Raw genomic sequence first — 16,517 nt, 5'->3', positions numbered from 1 at the left:
GGTTACGTTGAAAGATATAATCAACTTTTGAAAGAAAGAAACGTGACTAACGCACAGCAAGATTAAATTATTCCTCGGGGTATTAAACAAGTAGGGTGTGTTGACACTTTTAGCTTAAAAAAATAGCGAAGTAGTAAAATCAAATCGCCAAACCCAATTTTACTATTCGCTATGCCTCGTACCATGCTGACAGATCAACACTGGCAAAAGTTGAAAGTTATTCTGCGTAATTTATCCATTCACCACAACTCAAATTTACGCAATTTTATTGAAGCTATTCTCTATAGAATTAGAACAGGCTGTCCGTGGCGAGATATTCCTTGCTGTTTTGGTCATTCAAACTCTATTTTCAAACGTTTTAATCGTTGGTCAAGCAGCGGTAAGTTACTTAGATTATTCAAATTACTAGCCTCATGCCCCGATATGGAGTGGATTTTTATTGATGGCTCTCATGTACGTGCTCATCAACATTCTGCCGGCATAGCGAATCAATCTATTTCTAAAAGTGTAGGAGGAAACTCCTCAAAAATACATTTGATTGTTGATGCACATGGCAATCCTATTGATTTCATGATTACCGATGGAACCACACATGATGTTAAAGTTGCACCTGATTTAATATCAACATTAGATTTAAAAGAGACAAAAGTGGTATGTGCAGATAAAGGCTATGATTCAGAACCACTGCGTGAACAGATCAGGAACACAGGGACTAAAGCGAATATACCAAAGAAAACGAATAGCCAATCGAACAATGACCATATGGACTGGTATTTATATAAAATCAGGCATTTAGTTGAAAATATGTTTTGTAGATTAAAGCAATTTAGAGGAATAGCTACTCGATATGACAAGCTCAAAAGAAATTATCAAAGTTCTGTTGCTTTAGCCTGAACCGTACCGGGTTTGTCGGAGACCAACTTTCCTGAGATGAGAAGCATTGCTTCTCAAGCGACATTAAATTGGGTAGATTGGTTCAATAAAAAGTATGTACACAGTGCACTGGGATATGTATCGCCTTTTGAGTTTGAGGCAATGTACTATGATAAGATTAACCCGTTAGGTCAGGTGGCCTAACTTAAATAAAAAAATCTCCGATAAATCCGGTAAGGTTCAAAATGCGATTTATGGCTTTTTTATGTAAAAAAAAGTAATATTTGTTTTATTGTTAAATTATAACAATTAGTATAAATACACCTATGATTTACAGATAAAAAGGTAGTTAAATGAAATATTTTTTAAGTTTAACTTTGTTAGTTTTAGCAATGACTGGGTGTACTTCGAGTCCAAAGACTGAAACTTTACAAGATAAGGCTACAAGCAATACTTCAGCTGATACGCAGGTCCTTAAATTTTCTGGTCCGAATGGTTTATTAATTTTTCTGAAATCATCGGATAACTTTGAAACTGCTTTAATGACTGATAACTCAGGCATGGTATATCGTTTAAAGCAAACAGTTGCTGGTAGTGGTATTCGTTTAGCTAATAATAATGGAGTTTCAATTCACTTTAAACGTGGTGAAGGGGTTGTTGAATTTGTAAAAGACCAGCCAATCAGCATTACTGAAGTAAAATAATAAGGTTTAAACTTTAAGAGAACCCCACACCATAATCTGCATACCGAAAGTTGGACACTATTCCTTGAAATGTGGTCAAACATGATCAAGGACTAATTCGCACTCTGTTAATGGGTGAATTCAAACATGAGGTGCGACAGTTTCAAAAGCCTTATGATAATCTGTGTGATTCATAGACATCACTTCAATATAATGGGTGTCTATGAACAGAGAAATTCAACAAAGACTCGTATGGGTTAAATTATTTGAAGAGACCAATAATACTGGCCTGGTTTGTCGGAGATGGGCTTTGTTGCACAAACCTATCTGTAAAGGCTTTTTCAGCGATATAATTTTCAAATGAAGAAGCCTACACACAAAATCTACCGCACAACCAATTGGCCCGCATATAACCGAGCACTCATGAGTCGCGGAAATATTGCCATTTGGTTTGATCCTGCTACGCAATGGTATGCGCCATCAAAAGGCAAACAAGGGCGAAATCAAACCTACTCCGACGCAGCCATCCAATGCTGCTTAATGATTAAATCCTTATTCCGTCTGTCTTTACGTATGGTCACTGGCTTTGTGCAAAGTCTGATTAAACTTTGCGGATTAAATTGGATAGCGCCAGACTACACTACAATTTGTAGACGACAACAGCATATTGATATTGCAATCAGCTACCAAAAAAGTAGCGATGGGCTGCATCTACTCGTAGACTCTACAGGCATGAAGTTTCTAGGTGAGGGCGAATGGAAACGCAAGAAACATGGAGCTGAATATCGTCGCCAATGGCGTAAACTACATATTGGTATAGATGCCAAAACCCTACAAATACGCGCTATTCAGCTCACAACCAATAATGTCAGTGATTCACAGGTGCTTGGTGATTTACTTAATCAGATTCCACAAGATGAGCAGATTGACTCTGTTTATACCGATGGAGCTTATGACACCAAGCAATGCCGTCAGGTCATTGCAGATCGGCAAGCACATGCGGTGATTCCACCTAGAAAAAATGCGAAACCATGGAAAGATACAAAGAGTAGCTCGCTAGAGCGAAATGAATTACTTCGAACAGTTAAACGTTTAGGCAGGACATTATGGAAAAAATGGTCAGGCTATCATCGCCGCAGTTTGGTGGAAACCAAGATGCATTGCATCAAATTATTAGGCGATAAATTAATGGCAAGAAGCTTTCCTAGTCAGGTGAATGAAATTCATGCACGTGTAGCAGTCCTCAACAGATTTACGGAATTAGGTCGACCACTTACCCAAGTTACGCCTTAAATTTGGCTCAATTAGGGGCGCTTTGTATTTCAAATCTTTGTGCAACAAAGCCTCGGAGATGTGGCATTTCTAGACCAACTTTACGCAAGTGGTGGAAACGATATTCTGAACAAGGTATTGATGGATTAAGTAGTCATAGTAAATGTCCCTTAAAATCGCCAAATACTAAAATCAATGCTGAGCTAGAAGCTTTAATATTGGAAATGCGCTCAGCTAGAAATCTTGGTGCTCGACGTTTGCAAACCGAATTAATGAGCTGCACGGAGTCTCGTTGTCCTTGGCGACTATCCATAAAGTACTATCCACCCATTAAGTCAAACCGATTAAAAAATTCCGTCGTAAAGTAGATTACATTTGTTATGAACGTCCATTACCAGGCGATAGAATTCAAATGGATACCTGTAAACTGGGTCCTGGACTATATCAGTACACATCTATCGATGACTGCACACGATATCGCGTTTTAAGGATATATAAACGCCGAACAGCTGCGAATACACTCGACTTTTTAACTGTGTAATTGAAGAAATGCCTTTTCCCATACAGCGAATACAGACCGATCGTGAACGAGAATTCTTTGTTGAAAAAATACAGAAAAAATGATGCAGTATGGGATCAAATTTAGGCCGAATAAACCGGGTTCACCTCATCTGAATGGCAAGGTAGCGCTCACAAAAGACTGATAAATCTGAGTTCTACGCTACTGTAGATATCGATTCAGAGGAAATTCAGAGCAAACTGGCAGAATGGCAGAATGGCAGCATTACTGTAACTGGATGAGACCACATTCAGCTTTGCAAGGTAAAACACCGATGGAAAGGTACTTTGAATTATGTGAAGAAACTCCTTTCTTAGATGAAGTCCAGAAGCAATACGCCCCCTCAAATGAACGGATTCAACATGCCAGTTACAAGATGTATTTAGAGATTGCTAAATTGAAACGATCTCTATGAATTACGTATCTATATCATTTTTACTAATATAAAAACATATACGTAAAAATCACGCCCCGTTTAACTGGCAATAGTTTTTGAACCCTGGTATAAAAGCTTAAAAAAATCTAGCAAGTCTTTATTTAATGTTAATACTCATCCAGTATTGAGGTTTTTTATCTTTTCTTGCCTGTGATCTAGGTTGTAATACTCTAATTTCATACTCACCTGAAGCAGGTAAAATATAAATACCCTTATCATCAAGCTCTGGAGAATATTCTCCAAGATTGATGGAGTCTTTTAATTGATTACCCCATAAGTAAGCTTCAACATTTCCTCCAGTCAACTTCACTTTTAACTTTTGCCCTTTTTTAGCATAAAATTTGTAGGAATCATACTTGTATCCATCTATCCTTCCGTAATAATTTGCAGAGTGAGCTTTTTTAGCAAATTTAACTACAATAGTCTTTCGTATATCATTGTTATCATTTGCAAGTACGACAGGGCTAACTATAGTTAAAGTTAGGGCTATCAAAGCGCCAGCTAGTAATTTCGTATTCGCTATTTCCATAATAAGGTTACCCTAATTCTTGTATCGCTCCTGACGTAATAACATAACTAATAAGTAACCATGAATCATAGAGCAGAAATGTGAATAGTCATAACATGGGGCTGCACTTCAAATGCCAATTTAAGACTTGCAAAATCAATGGTTAATTAATTGGTTACTAGGGAATAACCAATCTAAATATAAATTTTATTTAACAATTACTTATAAAAATATGTGATGCGTATGATACGCATCATATGAATATCGCTTAAATTTGTTATAATTCAATTGAGCAGTGCCATTTGTGGTTAGGTTAAAAATTCATGAGTCTTACTGAAATTAAGGTACGTCAAGCTAAATCAAAGGAAAAAATCTATTTTCTGGCAGATGATGACGGCTTAAGTTTGAAGGTAGAACCAAACGGACGTAAATCTTGGAGTTACCGCTATTCACTTGCAGGGACAAATAAACGTCCTCGCATGAAGTTGGGTGAATATCCTGTAATGTCCTTGAAAGAGGCCAGATCAGTCCGGGATGAATATAAATTTAATAATTATGAAAATAAACCACTGCATAAAAAATACATCAAAACTTTTCAGGATATTTGTGAAGAGTGGTTAGAATTTAAAATTAAAAATTCCTTTGAAGATGAACCACGATGCGGTGTAATTCAGCTCGCAAAAAAATGTTTAGATCAGGATGTTTATCCAAATATTGGACTAATGCCATTTATTGAAATTAAAAGATATGATCTAGTTAAGATTATTAAAAAGATAGAATCTAGAAATGTAAAAGAACCTGTAAAGAAAGCCTATAGTTATTTAAATCAGATTTATGATTATGCGGTAGCGATGGGGTATTGTGAATATAATATTGCACATGGACTTCATAAAATATTAGTCAACAATAAGATTAAGAAAAACTATCCTCATTTGAATTCAGATGAACTATCTAATTTCTTAGCTAAATTAAATCAGATTAATACAGATCCTATTATTAAAAAAGCCCTGTTATTTAAATTATATACAGGCGTCCGTGGTGGAGAATTATTGCTTTGTGAACCACATCACTTCGATCTAGATAAAAAAATATGGAAAATACCAGCCTTACATATTAAACAATATAGAAGAAAGGTTATTTTAGGTCATGATATCCCTGATTTTTTTGTTCCACTATCTGATCAAGCACTTGAAGTTGTGAAATCAGCACTCGTTTGGTCTCATGGCGAGAAATATGTGTTTTCTAGCCCCCGAAATAATAATAAACCTATTCATTTTAATACCCTGAACTTGATTATCAGAAAAATGGGATATACTAAAAATGAATTAACTTCTCATGGGTTACGATCGACATTTAGTACCATATTAAATGAATCCGGTTTATTTCAATCAAATTGGATTGAAGCACAGCTATCTCATACTGATAAAAATAAAACCCGTGCAAGTTATAATCATGCAGAATATTTTAATCAGCGTATGGAAATGATGCAATGGTGGGGCGATTTTATTGATAGTTGTACTGTAAATTAATGGTTATGAAATCTAAGTTTTAATTAGAATAGGCTTTGTTGCACAAACCTATTCACCGCCATAAATCATTATCTAAAATTGCATCTCGTGGTAAAAGCTCAATGGGCCGGTTCTATGGCTATAAATTACATGTTGTGATGAATCAACTTAGAGAAATAGTCTGTTCACAATAATGATTTCTCTTAACTCGTAAAGTTTATGACGGTGTTGAACGTGTTCAATTGAATCTTAAGCAAGGTAAATGGATAGAAGAGAACTTCATTAAGTCGTATCAAAATATTCTTGAAAAATAGGCATTTCATTTCGCATTAGAGCGAGAATCTCATGAGAAAGTTGCCTGATTGAATGTATTGAATAGATTCATTGCATAATTGTTGACTAAAATTTTCTATATCAGCCTGTTTAAGATTAATCGGGCTGATTCTGTTAGGTCGAATATAATAGCGACCTGCTTTAATCATTTTTATTTGAACTTTATTTTATGTCACAGCTTGCTTCCCATTTTAAGCACAATCAGTTTTGTATTTTGTTGGAATATTTAAGTTCTGCTAAGGGCATTGCAGTACCAATGTCTTTAGCAGAATTTCCATGTGCGATCACTTTGGCAGATCGAGTGCATGCCGATAGTGATTTGCCACCACTTGAATGTGCGAAGACATTTCCTTCATCAGTGGAAAAAATCATCCATTATTCAGGGAAAGGTCGGGATATTACTGATTTTGAGACCTTCTTAAAATTAACTCAAGCTTCGGGACAAAAAATTTACTGCTTCTCACAGGTGATAAGTTAAAAGGGCATACAAATGGTCAAGATGGAACGAATCGCACCCGATATTTAGAGTCTGTAAATGCGGTCATGGCCGCAAAGTGTTATGGTGGATTTCATATTGGTGTAGCTTTTAATCCCTTTAAATATGCTGAAGCTGAACGTGATGCACAATATTTAAAACTTCACAAAAAGATTAAAGCAGGAGCAGACTTTATCGTTACCCAGTTGGGTTACGATATGGAGGCTTTAAAACAAGCCAAGGCTTTTTTAAATCGTCATCGATACCGACAAAATATACTTGCTTGTGTTATGCCACTTAGTTTGGCACGTGCCAATTTTATGGTGAAACATAATGTCGCAGGAATTGTGATTACACCACACATGTTACGAGCGTTGGCTCAGGAAGAACAGGATGGACGAACTGAGAATGCTTATAAACGTTGTGCTATACAAATATTGATGTGTAAATATTTGGGTTTTGCAGGTGTGCATCTTTCAGCATGCCATAAGCCTGAAGAGCAAAAGCTTTTAGAAAAATATATTGAACAATATCGACATTATGGTTTACAGGAACTCGAAGCACTCTGGAATGCACTGTGGCAAGTGAAGACTAAAAATGAACTCGTGCCAGAATTAGCTTATTATTCCCGCCAACCATCCTCTAGCCAGCTTATTAAATATCAGCAATTGCATTTCATGCACAAGGCTCTATTTGAGTCCAAAATTGCCAAAGGTGTGGGGCATTTTATTTTTAAAGCCTCACTCTGGGAAAATACTCCTGCAGCAAAAGCATTGTTAAAAACTGAATTTATCTCTAAGCAAGGGGTCGTGGGTTGTGAAAGTTGTGGTCAATGTAGGTTAGGAGATACTTTATATATTTGCCCTGAAACTTGTCCCAAAGGATTGGCGAATGGTCCTTGTGGTGGTACGACATTGGATCTCTGTGAGTTTGGAGATCGTGAATGCATTCATTCTGTGAAAGCCCGACTTGCCAAAGCCGTGGGACAGACTGACGTTCTAAAAGAAAAACTGATTCCAACTGTACCCATTGAAGTCCGTGGAACCAGTTCCTGGAAAAATTGGTATCTGGCGACTGAAGCTTAGCTTTCATCATCCATGGCATTCGAATAAAATTTCACGCCCAATTTGATGCGATCACGACCTTGGCTCATACGCCAACGGTTGGTATCACGTAAGGAGTATACACAGCCACAATATTCTTGTTGGTAGAATTCTTCCTTCTTGCTGATTTCAAGCATACGAACAGCACCACCATTTTTACGCCAGTTGTAGTCCCAATAGGTGATACCTTCATAATGTGAAGCAGAACGATGCCCACAATCATTGATCTGCTTCATATCTTTCCAACGAGAAATACCCAATGAGCTACTAATTAGGCTGAAGCCATTTTCAGCTGCATAAAGGGCAGTCCGTTCAAAGCGCATATCAAAACACATGATACAGCGAATACCTTTCTCTGGCTCATTTTCCATGCCTTTGGCACGTGCAAACCAATTGTCTGTATCGTAATCACAGTCAATAAAAGGAATATTATGTTTTTCTGCAAAGCGAATATTTTCTTCCTTACGGATTTCATATTCCTTGACAGGGTGAATATTGGGATTATAAAAAAGATCGAAAAGTCGATGCCTGATTCAATTAGGGTTTCCATCACTTCACCCGAGCATGGTGCACAGCAGGAGTGAAGCAGAAGCTTGTCATGACCTGCTGGGAGAGTCAATTTCTGACGTTCAAGTTTGTTTGACATAGTTATATGGGTTTAAATCTAAACCCTATATTTTAACGATTTAATTAGATAGTAAGGATTTGATATACTGATATTTTCTAAGGTTAAGATGAAAGAAATTCACTAATTGAAATTTAATAAGAACGGCTTTGTTGCACAAACCTATCTGTAAAGGCTTTTCAGCGATATAATTTTCAAATGAATAAGCCTACACATAAAATCTACCGCACAACCAATTGGTCCGCATATATAACCGAGCACTCATGAGTCGCGGAAATATTGCCATTTGGTTTGATCCTGCTACGCAATGGTATGCGCTATCAAAAGGCAAACAAGGGCGAAATCAAACCTACTCCGACGCAGCCATCCAATGCTGCTTAATGATTAAATCCTTATTCCGTCTGTCTTTACGTATAGTCACTGGCTTTGTGCAAAGTCTGATTAAACTTTGCGGATGAGCAGCCCCGAATATCAGGGTGAGTAGACCAAGGGAATCTCACCCTTAGCCCCTCGCAGAACCGGACGTGAACCTCTCAGCTCATCCGGCTCCCATTATCCAACCGATGGTAAACATCCCATTTTCCAGTGCACAAAGGCATTTGGAAAATCACGCGCAAGTCGCCCTAAGGCATATCTAGCCCGTCTTTTATGACGGGCCAAGTTTTTATACTTACGCCTCATCCAGCGTATAAGATAAGCATTCATGTGTTGCCAGATCGCTGACATTGCTGAACCATGGAATCGACCATAGTATTGCTGCCAACCTTGAAGAATTGGATTGAATATTGCAGATAAATCACTTAATTCGCGATTACACATCAGATGTAGATGCCATTTCCGAATAGTCTGTCGCATTGCTTTAAGTGCATCACGACTGACTGCAGGAGAGAAATTTACATAAACTCTTTTATACTTGTCCACAGCCTTACGGGGCCTAAACGTGTACCCGAGAAAAGTAAATTGAACATCGGGATATGCTTGGCGACGATTCACATCTTGGCAATAAACAATCTTTGTCTTATCTGGATGCAATTCGAGTCCACATTCACGAAATCGTGCACCAATCTTTTGTAAAACAAGTTTGGCTTGAGATAAACTTCGGCAATGAATTACTCCATCATCCGCATAGCGGCAGAATCTTACACTCGCAAGATTCTTGGTAATCCACATGTCAAAAGCATAATGCATAAATAAATTAGCCAATAGAGGACTGATAACTCCACCTTGCGGTGTGCCGTGATTCCTTTCTAAAACTTGACCATCTACATTTTGCATAGGTGCTTTTAACCAGCGTTCTACATAGAGAAGAATCCATGGAATTTCGCAGTGTTTCTTAAGTGCACGCATGAGTAGATTATGGTCAATGTTATCAAATAGACCTTTGATATCAAATTCCACAACCCAGTCATACTCCCAACTTCGTCGTCTCACCACAGCTATCGCATCATGGGCAGAACGCCCTGGACGATATCCATAAGAGTTGGATGAAATAGAGGATCAATCTGTGGCTCCAATATAAGCTTGACAGCTGTTTGTGCTACTCGATCCGCTACTGTTGGAATGCCTAACATACGTACCCCACCTGATTTCTTTGGAATCGGAACACCTTTGACTGGCGGTGGAAAATAACTGCCTGAACAAAGTCGATTCCATAGTTTATACAGGTTGCCTTTTAAGTGGTGTTCGAATTGCTCAATAGATTCATGATCGATGCCTGCAGCACCGCCATTCTCTTTGACTTTCTTGAATGCCTCCCAAATTAACGCTTTAGGAATGTTAAATGGTTTGGTCATAAAGCCTTGTTCCTCCTGCTTGTGCAGTTGACAAGACCGCAGACCTGGATAATGCAGCCCCTTCGCTCCATTACCATTACAGTAACTTCAACACTACTACGAGCTGCTCCGCCCCTTGGTGACGCATTGCTATTATCGGCCTTGCCTTTTGAGCTTGTACCTTTCGCTTGACATCGCCACCGAAGGTTCCCGCAGTTCAACGTAAAAGCCTGAATTAGGATCGCGCTGCCTCTACGCCGGACACCGAATGGCCCGTAAGCAGGTAACGGCCAAACTGATCGCGGGGCAACATCCATCCCCGGTTTTGATGTCATTTGAGTACTTTCGACACTTGAACGGCAGTTCACTGGTGTTCGCCTTCCTAATTCTTACCTGACGCCTTTACAACGCCTTTTCCATAACGCTCACGACCGGGACTTTTGATCCAAGCCGCTTATGGTGGTTTGCTACCTGCTCCTGCAAGCCGATAGCGAGGGGCCATACCCTCATCTCTTACGCCGCTTGCTGCGGCACACTGATATTCGTACACCACGCTTTGTAGAAGATAAAAGCATATTGATATTGCAATCAGCTACCAAAAAAGTAGCGATGGGCTACATCTACTCATGGACTCTACAGGCATGAAGTTTCTAGGTGAGGGCGAGTGTAAGCGCAAGAAACATGGACCTGAATGTCGTCGCCAATGGCGTAAACTACAATTGGTATAGATGCTAAAACCCCTCAAATACGCGCTATTGAGCTCACAACCAATAATGTCAGTGATTCACAGGTGCTTGGTGATTTACTTGATCAAATTCCACAAGATGAGCGGATTGACTCTGTTTATACCCATAGAGTTTATGACACCAAGCAATGCCGTCAGGTCATTGCAGATCGGCAAGCGCATATGGTGATTCCACCTAGAAAAAATGCGAAACCACGGAAAGATACAAAGAGTAGCTCGCTAGAACGAAATAAATTACTTCGAACAGTTAATCTTGCGAAGCAGTGCTTCTCAGGTAGGACACTATGGAAAAAATGGTCAGGCTATCATCGGCGAAGTTTGGTTGAAACCAAGATGCACTGCATTAAATTATTAGCAGATAAACTCAGTGCAAGGAGCTTTGATAGCCAAGTGAATGAGATTCATGCACGTGTAGCAGTCCTCAACAGATTTACGGAATTAGGTCGACCACTTACCCAAGTTACGCCTTAAATTTGGCTCAATTAGGGGCGCTTTGCATTTCAAATCTTTGTGCAACAAAGCCTTTACACATACTTGATAGTTGGAGATTTATTATCTTTAGTAGAGTTGCAAAAAACATTATCAATTTCAGATAAAGATTTTAGATAGCCACTTAACTTACTGAATAACTAAAAATCCTCAGAATCTTTAATTTATTAAGATGAGTATTTCTCATCTTAAGCTGAATTTATATCGTTTTACTCACTTTCTTATTCACGTTTAAATACAGCCATTCAGAAATTTAGCTTTTTATAAAATTTTTAGGTGGCAATCTCCATGAGTACAGCATTTGAGTGTTCAATTAAACGTATCCGTTTTGATGAGAATTATACACCAGCAGAAAGCACACGTTTAACCACAAACTTTGCCAATTTGGCACGTGGGGAAAGCCGTGAAGAAAACTTGCGTCGTACCCTTGCGATGATCAACAACCGTTTTAATAGCTTGGCAACCGTTGATAACCCGAAAGGTGATCGCTATTCACTTGAGATTGACATCATTTCTGCTGAAATTGATATCGAAGGTAATGGTCAAACTTTCCCATTTATTGAAACACTGAAAAGTGTAGTGATTGACCATAAAACAGGGGAGCGTATTGAAGGCATGATCGGCAATAGCTTCTCATCTTATGTGCGTGATTACGACTTCAGCGTAGTATTGCCTCAATTGGGTTGTGGTGTAGGTGAAAAACCTGAAGATTTTGGAGATCTACATGGTAAATTGTATCAACATTTGGTGAATTCAGATGTATTTAAGGCAGAATTTACCAAGCCACCTGTGATTTGTTTAAGTGTTTCAACCTCTAAAACCTATTACCGTACGGCAAACGTACATCCTATTTTAGGTGAGGAATATACCAATGATGAATATTCACGTACCGATGAATATTTCGCCAAAATGGGCTTACGTGTACGTTACTTCAAACCAGAAGGTGGTAATGCACCATTAGCATTCTATTTCGCTGGCGACTTAGTCCGTGATTATACTGATTTTGAATTGATCAGCGCGATTGCAACCATGGAAAGCTTCCAAAAAATTTATCGTCCTGAAATTTACAACACCAACTCTCCGGCAGGTGTGGAATATCAACCAAGCTTGAGCTATGGCGATTACTCACTGACACGTATCGTTTATGACCGTGTTGAACGTGCTGAGTTAGCGGTTAAGCAAGGTAAATGGACAGAAGAAAACTTCATCAAACCATATCAAGATATTTTAAATGAATGGGCAGCAAACTTTAAGGTCGAAACAGCTGCTTAAGACATCGAATTGACACACAGACTGACGAATTTTAGAGAAAGAAGATTAGACATGGCGCTTACACAACCGAAACTTTTACTCCCAACTTCAACTGCGGGTAGCTTGCCAAAACCGTCTTGGTTAGCTGAACCTGAAAAATTATGGTCTGCATGGAAGCTTGAAGGCGAAGAATTATTAGAAGCTAAACGTGATGCTTTGAAATTATCATTACATGAGCAAGTCACTGCAGGTATCGATATCGTGAGTGATGGTGAGCAAACCCGTCAGCACTTTGTAACCACGTTTATTGAACATCTTGAAGGTGTAGATTTCGAAAAGCGTGAAACCATGCGTATTCGTAATCGTTATGATGCAAGTGTACCTTCAGTTGTGGGTGAAGTTTCTCGTAAAAAAGCAGTGTTTGTAGACGATGCGAAATTTTTACGCAGCCAAACCAGTCAGCCAATTAAATGGGCGTTGCCTGGTCCAATGACCATGATTGATACACTTTTTGACGGACACTACAAGAGTCGTGAAAAACTGGCTTGGGAATTTGCCAAAATTTTGAACCAAGAAGCTTTAGAACTTGAAGCAGCAGGCGTAGACATTATTCAATTTGATGAACCTGCGTTTAACGTATTCTTTGATGAAGTGAATGACTGGGGTGTACCAACCTTAGAACGTGCACTTGAAGGTCTAAAGTGTGAAACTGCAGTTCATATTTGCTATGGTTACGGCATTAAAGCCAATACAGATTGGAAACAAACTTTAGGTAATGAATGGCGTCAATACGAAGAGTCATTCCCGAAACTACAACAATCTAAGCTCGATATTATTTCACTTGAATGCCAAAACTCACGTGTACCAATGGATTTAATCGAATTGATCCGTGGTAAGAAAGTGATGGTGGGTGCAATTGATGTGGCAACCACTCAAGTGGAAACTGCAGAGGAAGTAGCAAATACGCTACGCAAAGCATTGCAATTTGTTGATGCAGATAAACTGTATCCTTCAACTAACTGTGGTATGACACCGCTATCTCGCCAAGTGGCACGTGGCAAACTTGAAGCTTTAAGCGCAGGTGCTGCCATTGTTCGTAAAGAGCTAGAAGCTTAATCAAACGTAGTCTCGTGCGAAGCAGAACAAATCATCGCAAGGTCATTTGTCCAGCTTTATGCGCGAGCACGTGATATGTACATTTGAGATGAAAGAGATGATTGAAGCAACAGACTTTAGAAATGCAATGTCCTTACTCACCACAGCAGTGAATGTTATTACGACTTCGGGTGAAACAGGTATGCATGGATTTACTGCATCTGCCGTATGTAGCGTGACGGATACACCGCCAATGTTATTAGTCTGTATGAATCAATCCTCCCGTTCACATGCCCATTTTGTTGAAAATAAAGTCTTGGCTGTAAACGTACTAAGTACTCAGCATGAACAGCTTTCAAATGCCTTTGCTTCAAGTAAATTCAGTTCTGAACAGCGTTTTCAACTGGGCGAGTGGGGCGGTTTAGAGACAGGCTCGCCGATTCTGCAAAATGCTTTGGTCAGTTTTGACTGTCAGATTGAGAATATTCAGCAAGTGGGTACACACAGTATTTTCATGTGTCGTGTGCTTCAAGTTCAACAAAGCGATCAAGAAGAAAGCTTGGTCTATTTTAACCGTGCTTATCATCAAGTAGGGCAGTTAGAACACGCTTAACTCAATACCTTAATTCTTTCATTTTTTAAAGTTAGTCTATTGTGGAACTTATAACCTTTTTAGTCATCGGTGCTTTTGCTGGTTTTGCAGCAGGGCTGTTTGGTGTCGGCGGTGGTACGATTATTGTACCACTGCTTTTTATTGTCTTTACCCAAATGGGCTATGACCCCGATGTGGTTATGCACCTCGCATTAGGCACGTCTTTGGCAACCATTGTTGTAACCTCGATTAGCTCATTGATGGCGCATCATAAAACTGGTGCTGTGATTTGGCCTGTTTTTAAAAATCTAGCGCCACCTATGGCGATTGGTTGTTTTTTTGGGGCAGGTATTGCTGGTTTGATATCAGGATTACATCTACAAATCATTGTTGGCTTATTTCTGATTTGGGTCGCATATACGATGTTTACAGGTGCCAAAAAAGCAATTGACCCAACGAAAACGTTACCCTCATCAGGTCAACAAGTTGCTGCAGGTAGTGTGATTGGGGTTGCATCAGCAATCTTTGGTATTGGTGGTGGAAGTCTGACGGTTCCATATCTGAATCGCTATGGTGTGGTCATGCAGAAGGCTGAACCGTACCGGGTTTGTCGGAGAGTCAATATTCTGAGATGAGAAGCATTGCTTCGCAAGACGTAGCGAAGCGTAGTGTCCCGATGACAAAATTAAAATATACCCCTGAAATCAGAGAAAGAGCGGTTCAATTATTGATTGAATCTGAAAAAGATTATCCTTCTACTTGGGCTGCGATCACAGCTATTGCTCCCTGAGCAGTATACTGCGCAAGGGTTGTACTCCTGAAACACTACGTGTTTGGTATCAAAAATATTTAGATAAACAAAATCCAGTTAAAGTACAGCAGCTTTCAGACCAAGAACGTATCAAACAACTGGAACGCGAAAATAAAGAACTGCAACGTGCGAATGAAATTCTACGTAAAGCAGCCGCTTTTCTCGCCCAGGCGGAGCTCGACCGCCCACACAAATAATGGTGGATTTCATCCATAACAATAAAGACTTATATGGTGTTGATGCGATTTGTAGGATTTTACCGATCGCAGCTTCAACCTATTACCGGACTCTAGATCTCTGCGATGAGAAGCATTGCTTCGCAAGGGGAACATCGAGCAAAGCGAGATTTACATGACTTGCATCATGCTGAGGAGATTAAACGAATTTGGAAAGAAAGTTCAGGTCGATACGGTGTACGTAAAGTCTGGCAAAAACTGAAACGTGAAGGCTATATTATTGCACGCTGTACTGTTGCTCGATTAATGAAAAAGCTAGGTATACAAGGTGTTTGGCGAGGTAAGAACAAACAAACCACCCGTAACCGAGATGACCAAAAACGGGCAGATGATTTAGTGAAACGTAATTTTACTGCTGATCATCCTGACCAACTGTGGGTCAGTGACTTTACGTATATTCAAACTCATTCAGGCTGGGTATATACCGCCTTTATTATTGATGTGTTCTCACGAGCAATTGTTGGCTGGAAAGTATCTACACGAATGAATACAGATAGGGTGCTCGATGCATTAGAGCAAGCATTGCATGATCGAGGCATGCCAAAGAATGTGATTCATCATTCCGACAGAGGTGTGCAATATCTTTCCATTCGCTATACCAATCGTTTAGAAGCAGCGAATTTACGAGCATCAGTCGGTACGACAGGTGATTCATACGATAATGCTTTGGCTGAAACGGTGAATGGCTTATACAAAACAGAGGTGATTGAATATTTAAAAGCAGATTGGCAAGGTTTAGCAGATGTACAACTTGCGACACTAAACTGGGTAGATTGGTTCAATAAAAAGCGTGTACACAGTGCACTGGGTTATGTATCGCCTTTTGAGTTTGAAGCAATGTACTATGATAAGATTAACCCGTTAGGTCAAGTGGCCTAACTTAAATAAAAAAGTCTCCGACGAACCCGGTACGGTTCAACTTGTGATTTGAATCTGCTGTTTTCAAAATCTGTCTTTCAGCTCGTTATGCAACAAAGCCGAACCGAATTAAAAATAGAAATGTAGTTGAGCTGGTGCTTGCTCATTTCTTTATTTTTAGTAATTGAGGTGAACATACTGTCAGTACATGGTAGTTATAAGTAACATGTAACTTTGTTCGCACAAAGATTTGAGTTATGCCAAGTGATGGATTGATTTGTACTTAAAATTTT

8 protein-coding genes, 11 pseudogenes and 1 other annotated feature are annotated in these 16,517 nt (G+C 39.2%); of the genes and pseudogenes, 16 read left to right on the top strand and 3 right to left on the bottom strand.

What is annotated here, in order from left to right:
* Positions 1 to 171: 171 nt before the first annotated feature.
* From HGD77_RS15620 to HGD77_RS15600, 5 genes and pseudogenes are all read left to right on the top strand, one after another.
* A complete protein-coding gene (locus tag HGD77_RS15620) occupies positions 172 to 894 on the top strand; it encodes an IS5-like element ISAba31 family transposase (RefSeq protein WP_005264353.1) in 723 nt (240 codons plus the stop codon).
* A gap of 57 nt (positions 895 to 951) precedes the next feature.
* Positions 952 to 1,077 (top strand): annotated as a pseudogene (locus HGD77_RS16925) (IS3 family transposase); the annotation flags it as partial.
* A 149-nt stretch (positions 1,078 to 1,226) separates the two neighbouring features.
* Positions 1,227 to 1,577: a hypothetical protein gene (locus HGD77_RS15610; RefSeq protein ID WP_004281821.1), complete on the top strand. Its 351-nt coding sequence runs from the start codon at positions 1,227 to 1,229 to the stop codon at positions 1,575 to 1,577.
* 339 nt (positions 1,578 to 1,916) lie between these two features.
* Positions 1,917 to 2,849 (top strand): IS5-like element IS17 family transposase, encoded by a 933-nt coding sequence (locus HGD77_RS15605; RefSeq protein ID WP_080631276.1) that lies wholly within the window; start codon positions 1,917 to 1,919, stop codon positions 2,847 to 2,849.
* A 53-nt stretch (positions 2,850 to 2,902) separates the two neighbouring features.
* A pseudogene (locus HGD77_RS15600) lies at positions 2,903 to 3,802 on the top strand (IS481 family transposase); the annotation flags it as partial.
* 118 nt (positions 3,803 to 3,920) lie between these two features.
* Here HGD77_RS15600 and HGD77_RS15595 read toward each other — a convergent pair.
* Positions 3,921 to 4,352, bottom strand: coding sequence for a PPC domain-containing protein (locus HGD77_RS15595; protein ID WP_004281816.1), 432 nt, complete (start codon positions 4,350 to 4,352; stop codon positions 3,921 to 3,923).
* Positions 4,353 to 4,654: 302 nt separating this feature from the next.
* Here HGD77_RS15595 and HGD77_RS15590 point away from each other — a divergent pair, with 302 nt between their 5' ends.
* The 4 genes and pseudogenes from HGD77_RS15590 to HGD77_RS15575 all read left to right on the top strand — a co-directional run bounded on the left by HGD77_RS15590 (position 4,655) and on the right by HGD77_RS15575 (position 7,732).
* Positions 4,655 to 5,860, top strand: coding sequence for a tyrosine-type recombinase/integrase (locus tag HGD77_RS15590; protein ID WP_004281814.1), 1,206 nt, complete (start codon positions 4,655 to 4,657; stop codon positions 5,858 to 5,860).
* Positions 5,861 to 5,910: 50 nt separating this feature from the next.
* Positions 5,911 to 6,027 (top strand): annotated as a pseudogene (locus tag HGD77_RS15585) (transposase); the annotation flags it as partial.
* A gap of 24 nt (positions 6,028 to 6,051) precedes the next feature.
* Positions 6,052 to 6,153: pseudogene (locus HGD77_RS15580) on the top strand (putative oxygenase MesX); the annotation flags it as partial.
* 188 nt (positions 6,154 to 6,341) lie between these two features.
* A pseudogene (locus HGD77_RS15575) lies at positions 6,342 to 7,732 on the top strand (methylenetetrahydrofolate reductase C-terminal domain-containing protein).
* Here the strand turns inward: HGD77_RS15575 and HGD77_RS15570 are convergent.
* Positions 7,729 to 8,396: pseudogene (locus HGD77_RS15570) on the bottom strand (epoxyqueuosine reductase QueH). The pseudogenes HGD77_RS15575 and HGD77_RS15570 sit on opposite strands and share 4 nt — an antisense overlap.
* Before the next feature lie 177 nt (positions 8,397 to 8,573).
* Here HGD77_RS15570 and HGD77_RS15565 point away from each other — a divergent pair.
* Positions 8,574 to 8,830, top strand: a pseudogene (locus HGD77_RS15565) (transposase); the annotation flags it as partial.
* A gap of 97 nt (positions 8,831 to 8,927) precedes the next feature.
* On the opposite strand, the pseudogene ltrA reads toward HGD77_RS15565, so the two are convergent.
* Positions 8,928 to 10,168 (bottom strand): annotated as a pseudogene (ltrA, locus tag HGD77_RS15560) (group II intron reverse transcriptase/maturase).
* A 524-nt stretch (positions 10,169 to 10,692) separates the two neighbouring features.
* Between ltrA and HGD77_RS15555 the strand changes: the two are divergent.
* The 6 genes and pseudogenes from HGD77_RS15555 to HGD77_RS15530 all read left to right on the top strand — a co-directional run.
* Positions 10,693 to 11,363: pseudogene (locus tag HGD77_RS15555) on the top strand (IS5 family transposase); the annotation flags it as partial.
* A gap of 306 nt (positions 11,364 to 11,669) precedes the next feature.
* Positions 11,670 to 12,653, top strand: coding sequence for a putative oxygenase MesX (locus HGD77_RS15550; RefSeq protein WP_004281805.1), 984 nt, complete (start codon positions 11,670 to 11,672; stop codon positions 12,651 to 12,653).
* Between the two features lie 51 nt (positions 12,654 to 12,704).
* Complete coding sequence (locus HGD77_RS15545; protein ID WP_004281804.1) at positions 12,705 to 13,748, top strand: methionine synthase; 1,044 nt, start codon at positions 12,705 to 12,707, stop codon at positions 13,746 to 13,748.
* Positions 13,749 to 13,845: 97 nt separating this feature from the next.
* Entirely contained in the window at positions 13,846 to 14,340 is a 495-nt protein-coding gene (locus tag HGD77_RS15540; RefSeq protein ID WP_005100646.1) for a flavin reductase family protein, read from the top strand.
* Between the two features lie 41 nt (positions 14,341 to 14,381).
* Positions 14,382 to 14,912, top strand: a pseudogene (locus tag HGD77_RS15535) (sulfite exporter TauE/SafE family protein); the annotation flags it as partial.
* 83 nt (positions 14,913 to 14,995) lie between these two features.
* Positions 14,996 to 16,245: pseudogene (locus tag HGD77_RS15530) on the top strand (IS3 family transposase).
* Positions 15,285 to 15,401: a sequence feature (AL1L pseudoknot), on the top strand. (Overlaps the previous pseudogene by 117 nt.)
* Positions 16,246 to 16,517: the final 272 nt, after the last annotated feature.

The sequence above is a fragment of the Acinetobacter sp. NEB149 genome, assembly GCF_012516415.1.
Lineage (GTDB): Bacteria > Pseudomonadota > Gammaproteobacteria > Pseudomonadales > Moraxellaceae > Acinetobacter > Acinetobacter lwoffii_V.
This window is presented reverse-complemented; position numbering and strand designations above follow the sequence as displayed.

Excerpts from the sequence above, each read along its gene's own strand:
- HGD77_RS15620 (WP_005264353.1), top strand. The coding sequence starts at position 172 with ATGCCTCGTACCATGCTGACAGATCAACACTGGCAAAAGTTGAAAGTT.
- HGD77_RS15610 (WP_004281821.1), top strand. The coding sequence starts at position 1,227 with ATGAAATATTTTTTAAGTTTAACTTTGTTAGTTTTAGCAATGACTGGG.
- HGD77_RS15605 (WP_080631276.1), top strand. The coding sequence starts at position 1,917 with ATGAAGAAGCCTACACACAAAATCTACCGCACAACCAATTGGCCCGCA.
- HGD77_RS15595 (WP_004281816.1), bottom strand. The coding sequence starts at position 4,352 with ATGGAAATAGCGAATACGAAATTACTAGCTGGCGCTTTGATAGCCCTA.
- HGD77_RS15590 (WP_004281814.1), top strand. The coding sequence starts at position 4,655 with ATGAGTCTTACTGAAATTAAGGTACGTCAAGCTAAATCAAAGGAAAAA.
- HGD77_RS15550 (WP_004281805.1), top strand. The coding sequence starts at position 11,670 with ATGAGTACAGCATTTGAGTGTTCAATTAAACGTATCCGTTTTGATGAG.
- HGD77_RS15545 (WP_004281804.1), top strand. The coding sequence starts at position 12,705 with ATGGCGCTTACACAACCGAAACTTTTACTCCCAACTTCAACTGCGGGT.
- HGD77_RS15540 (WP_005100646.1), top strand. The coding sequence starts at position 13,846 with ATGATTGAAGCAACAGACTTTAGAAATGCAATGTCCTTACTCACCACA.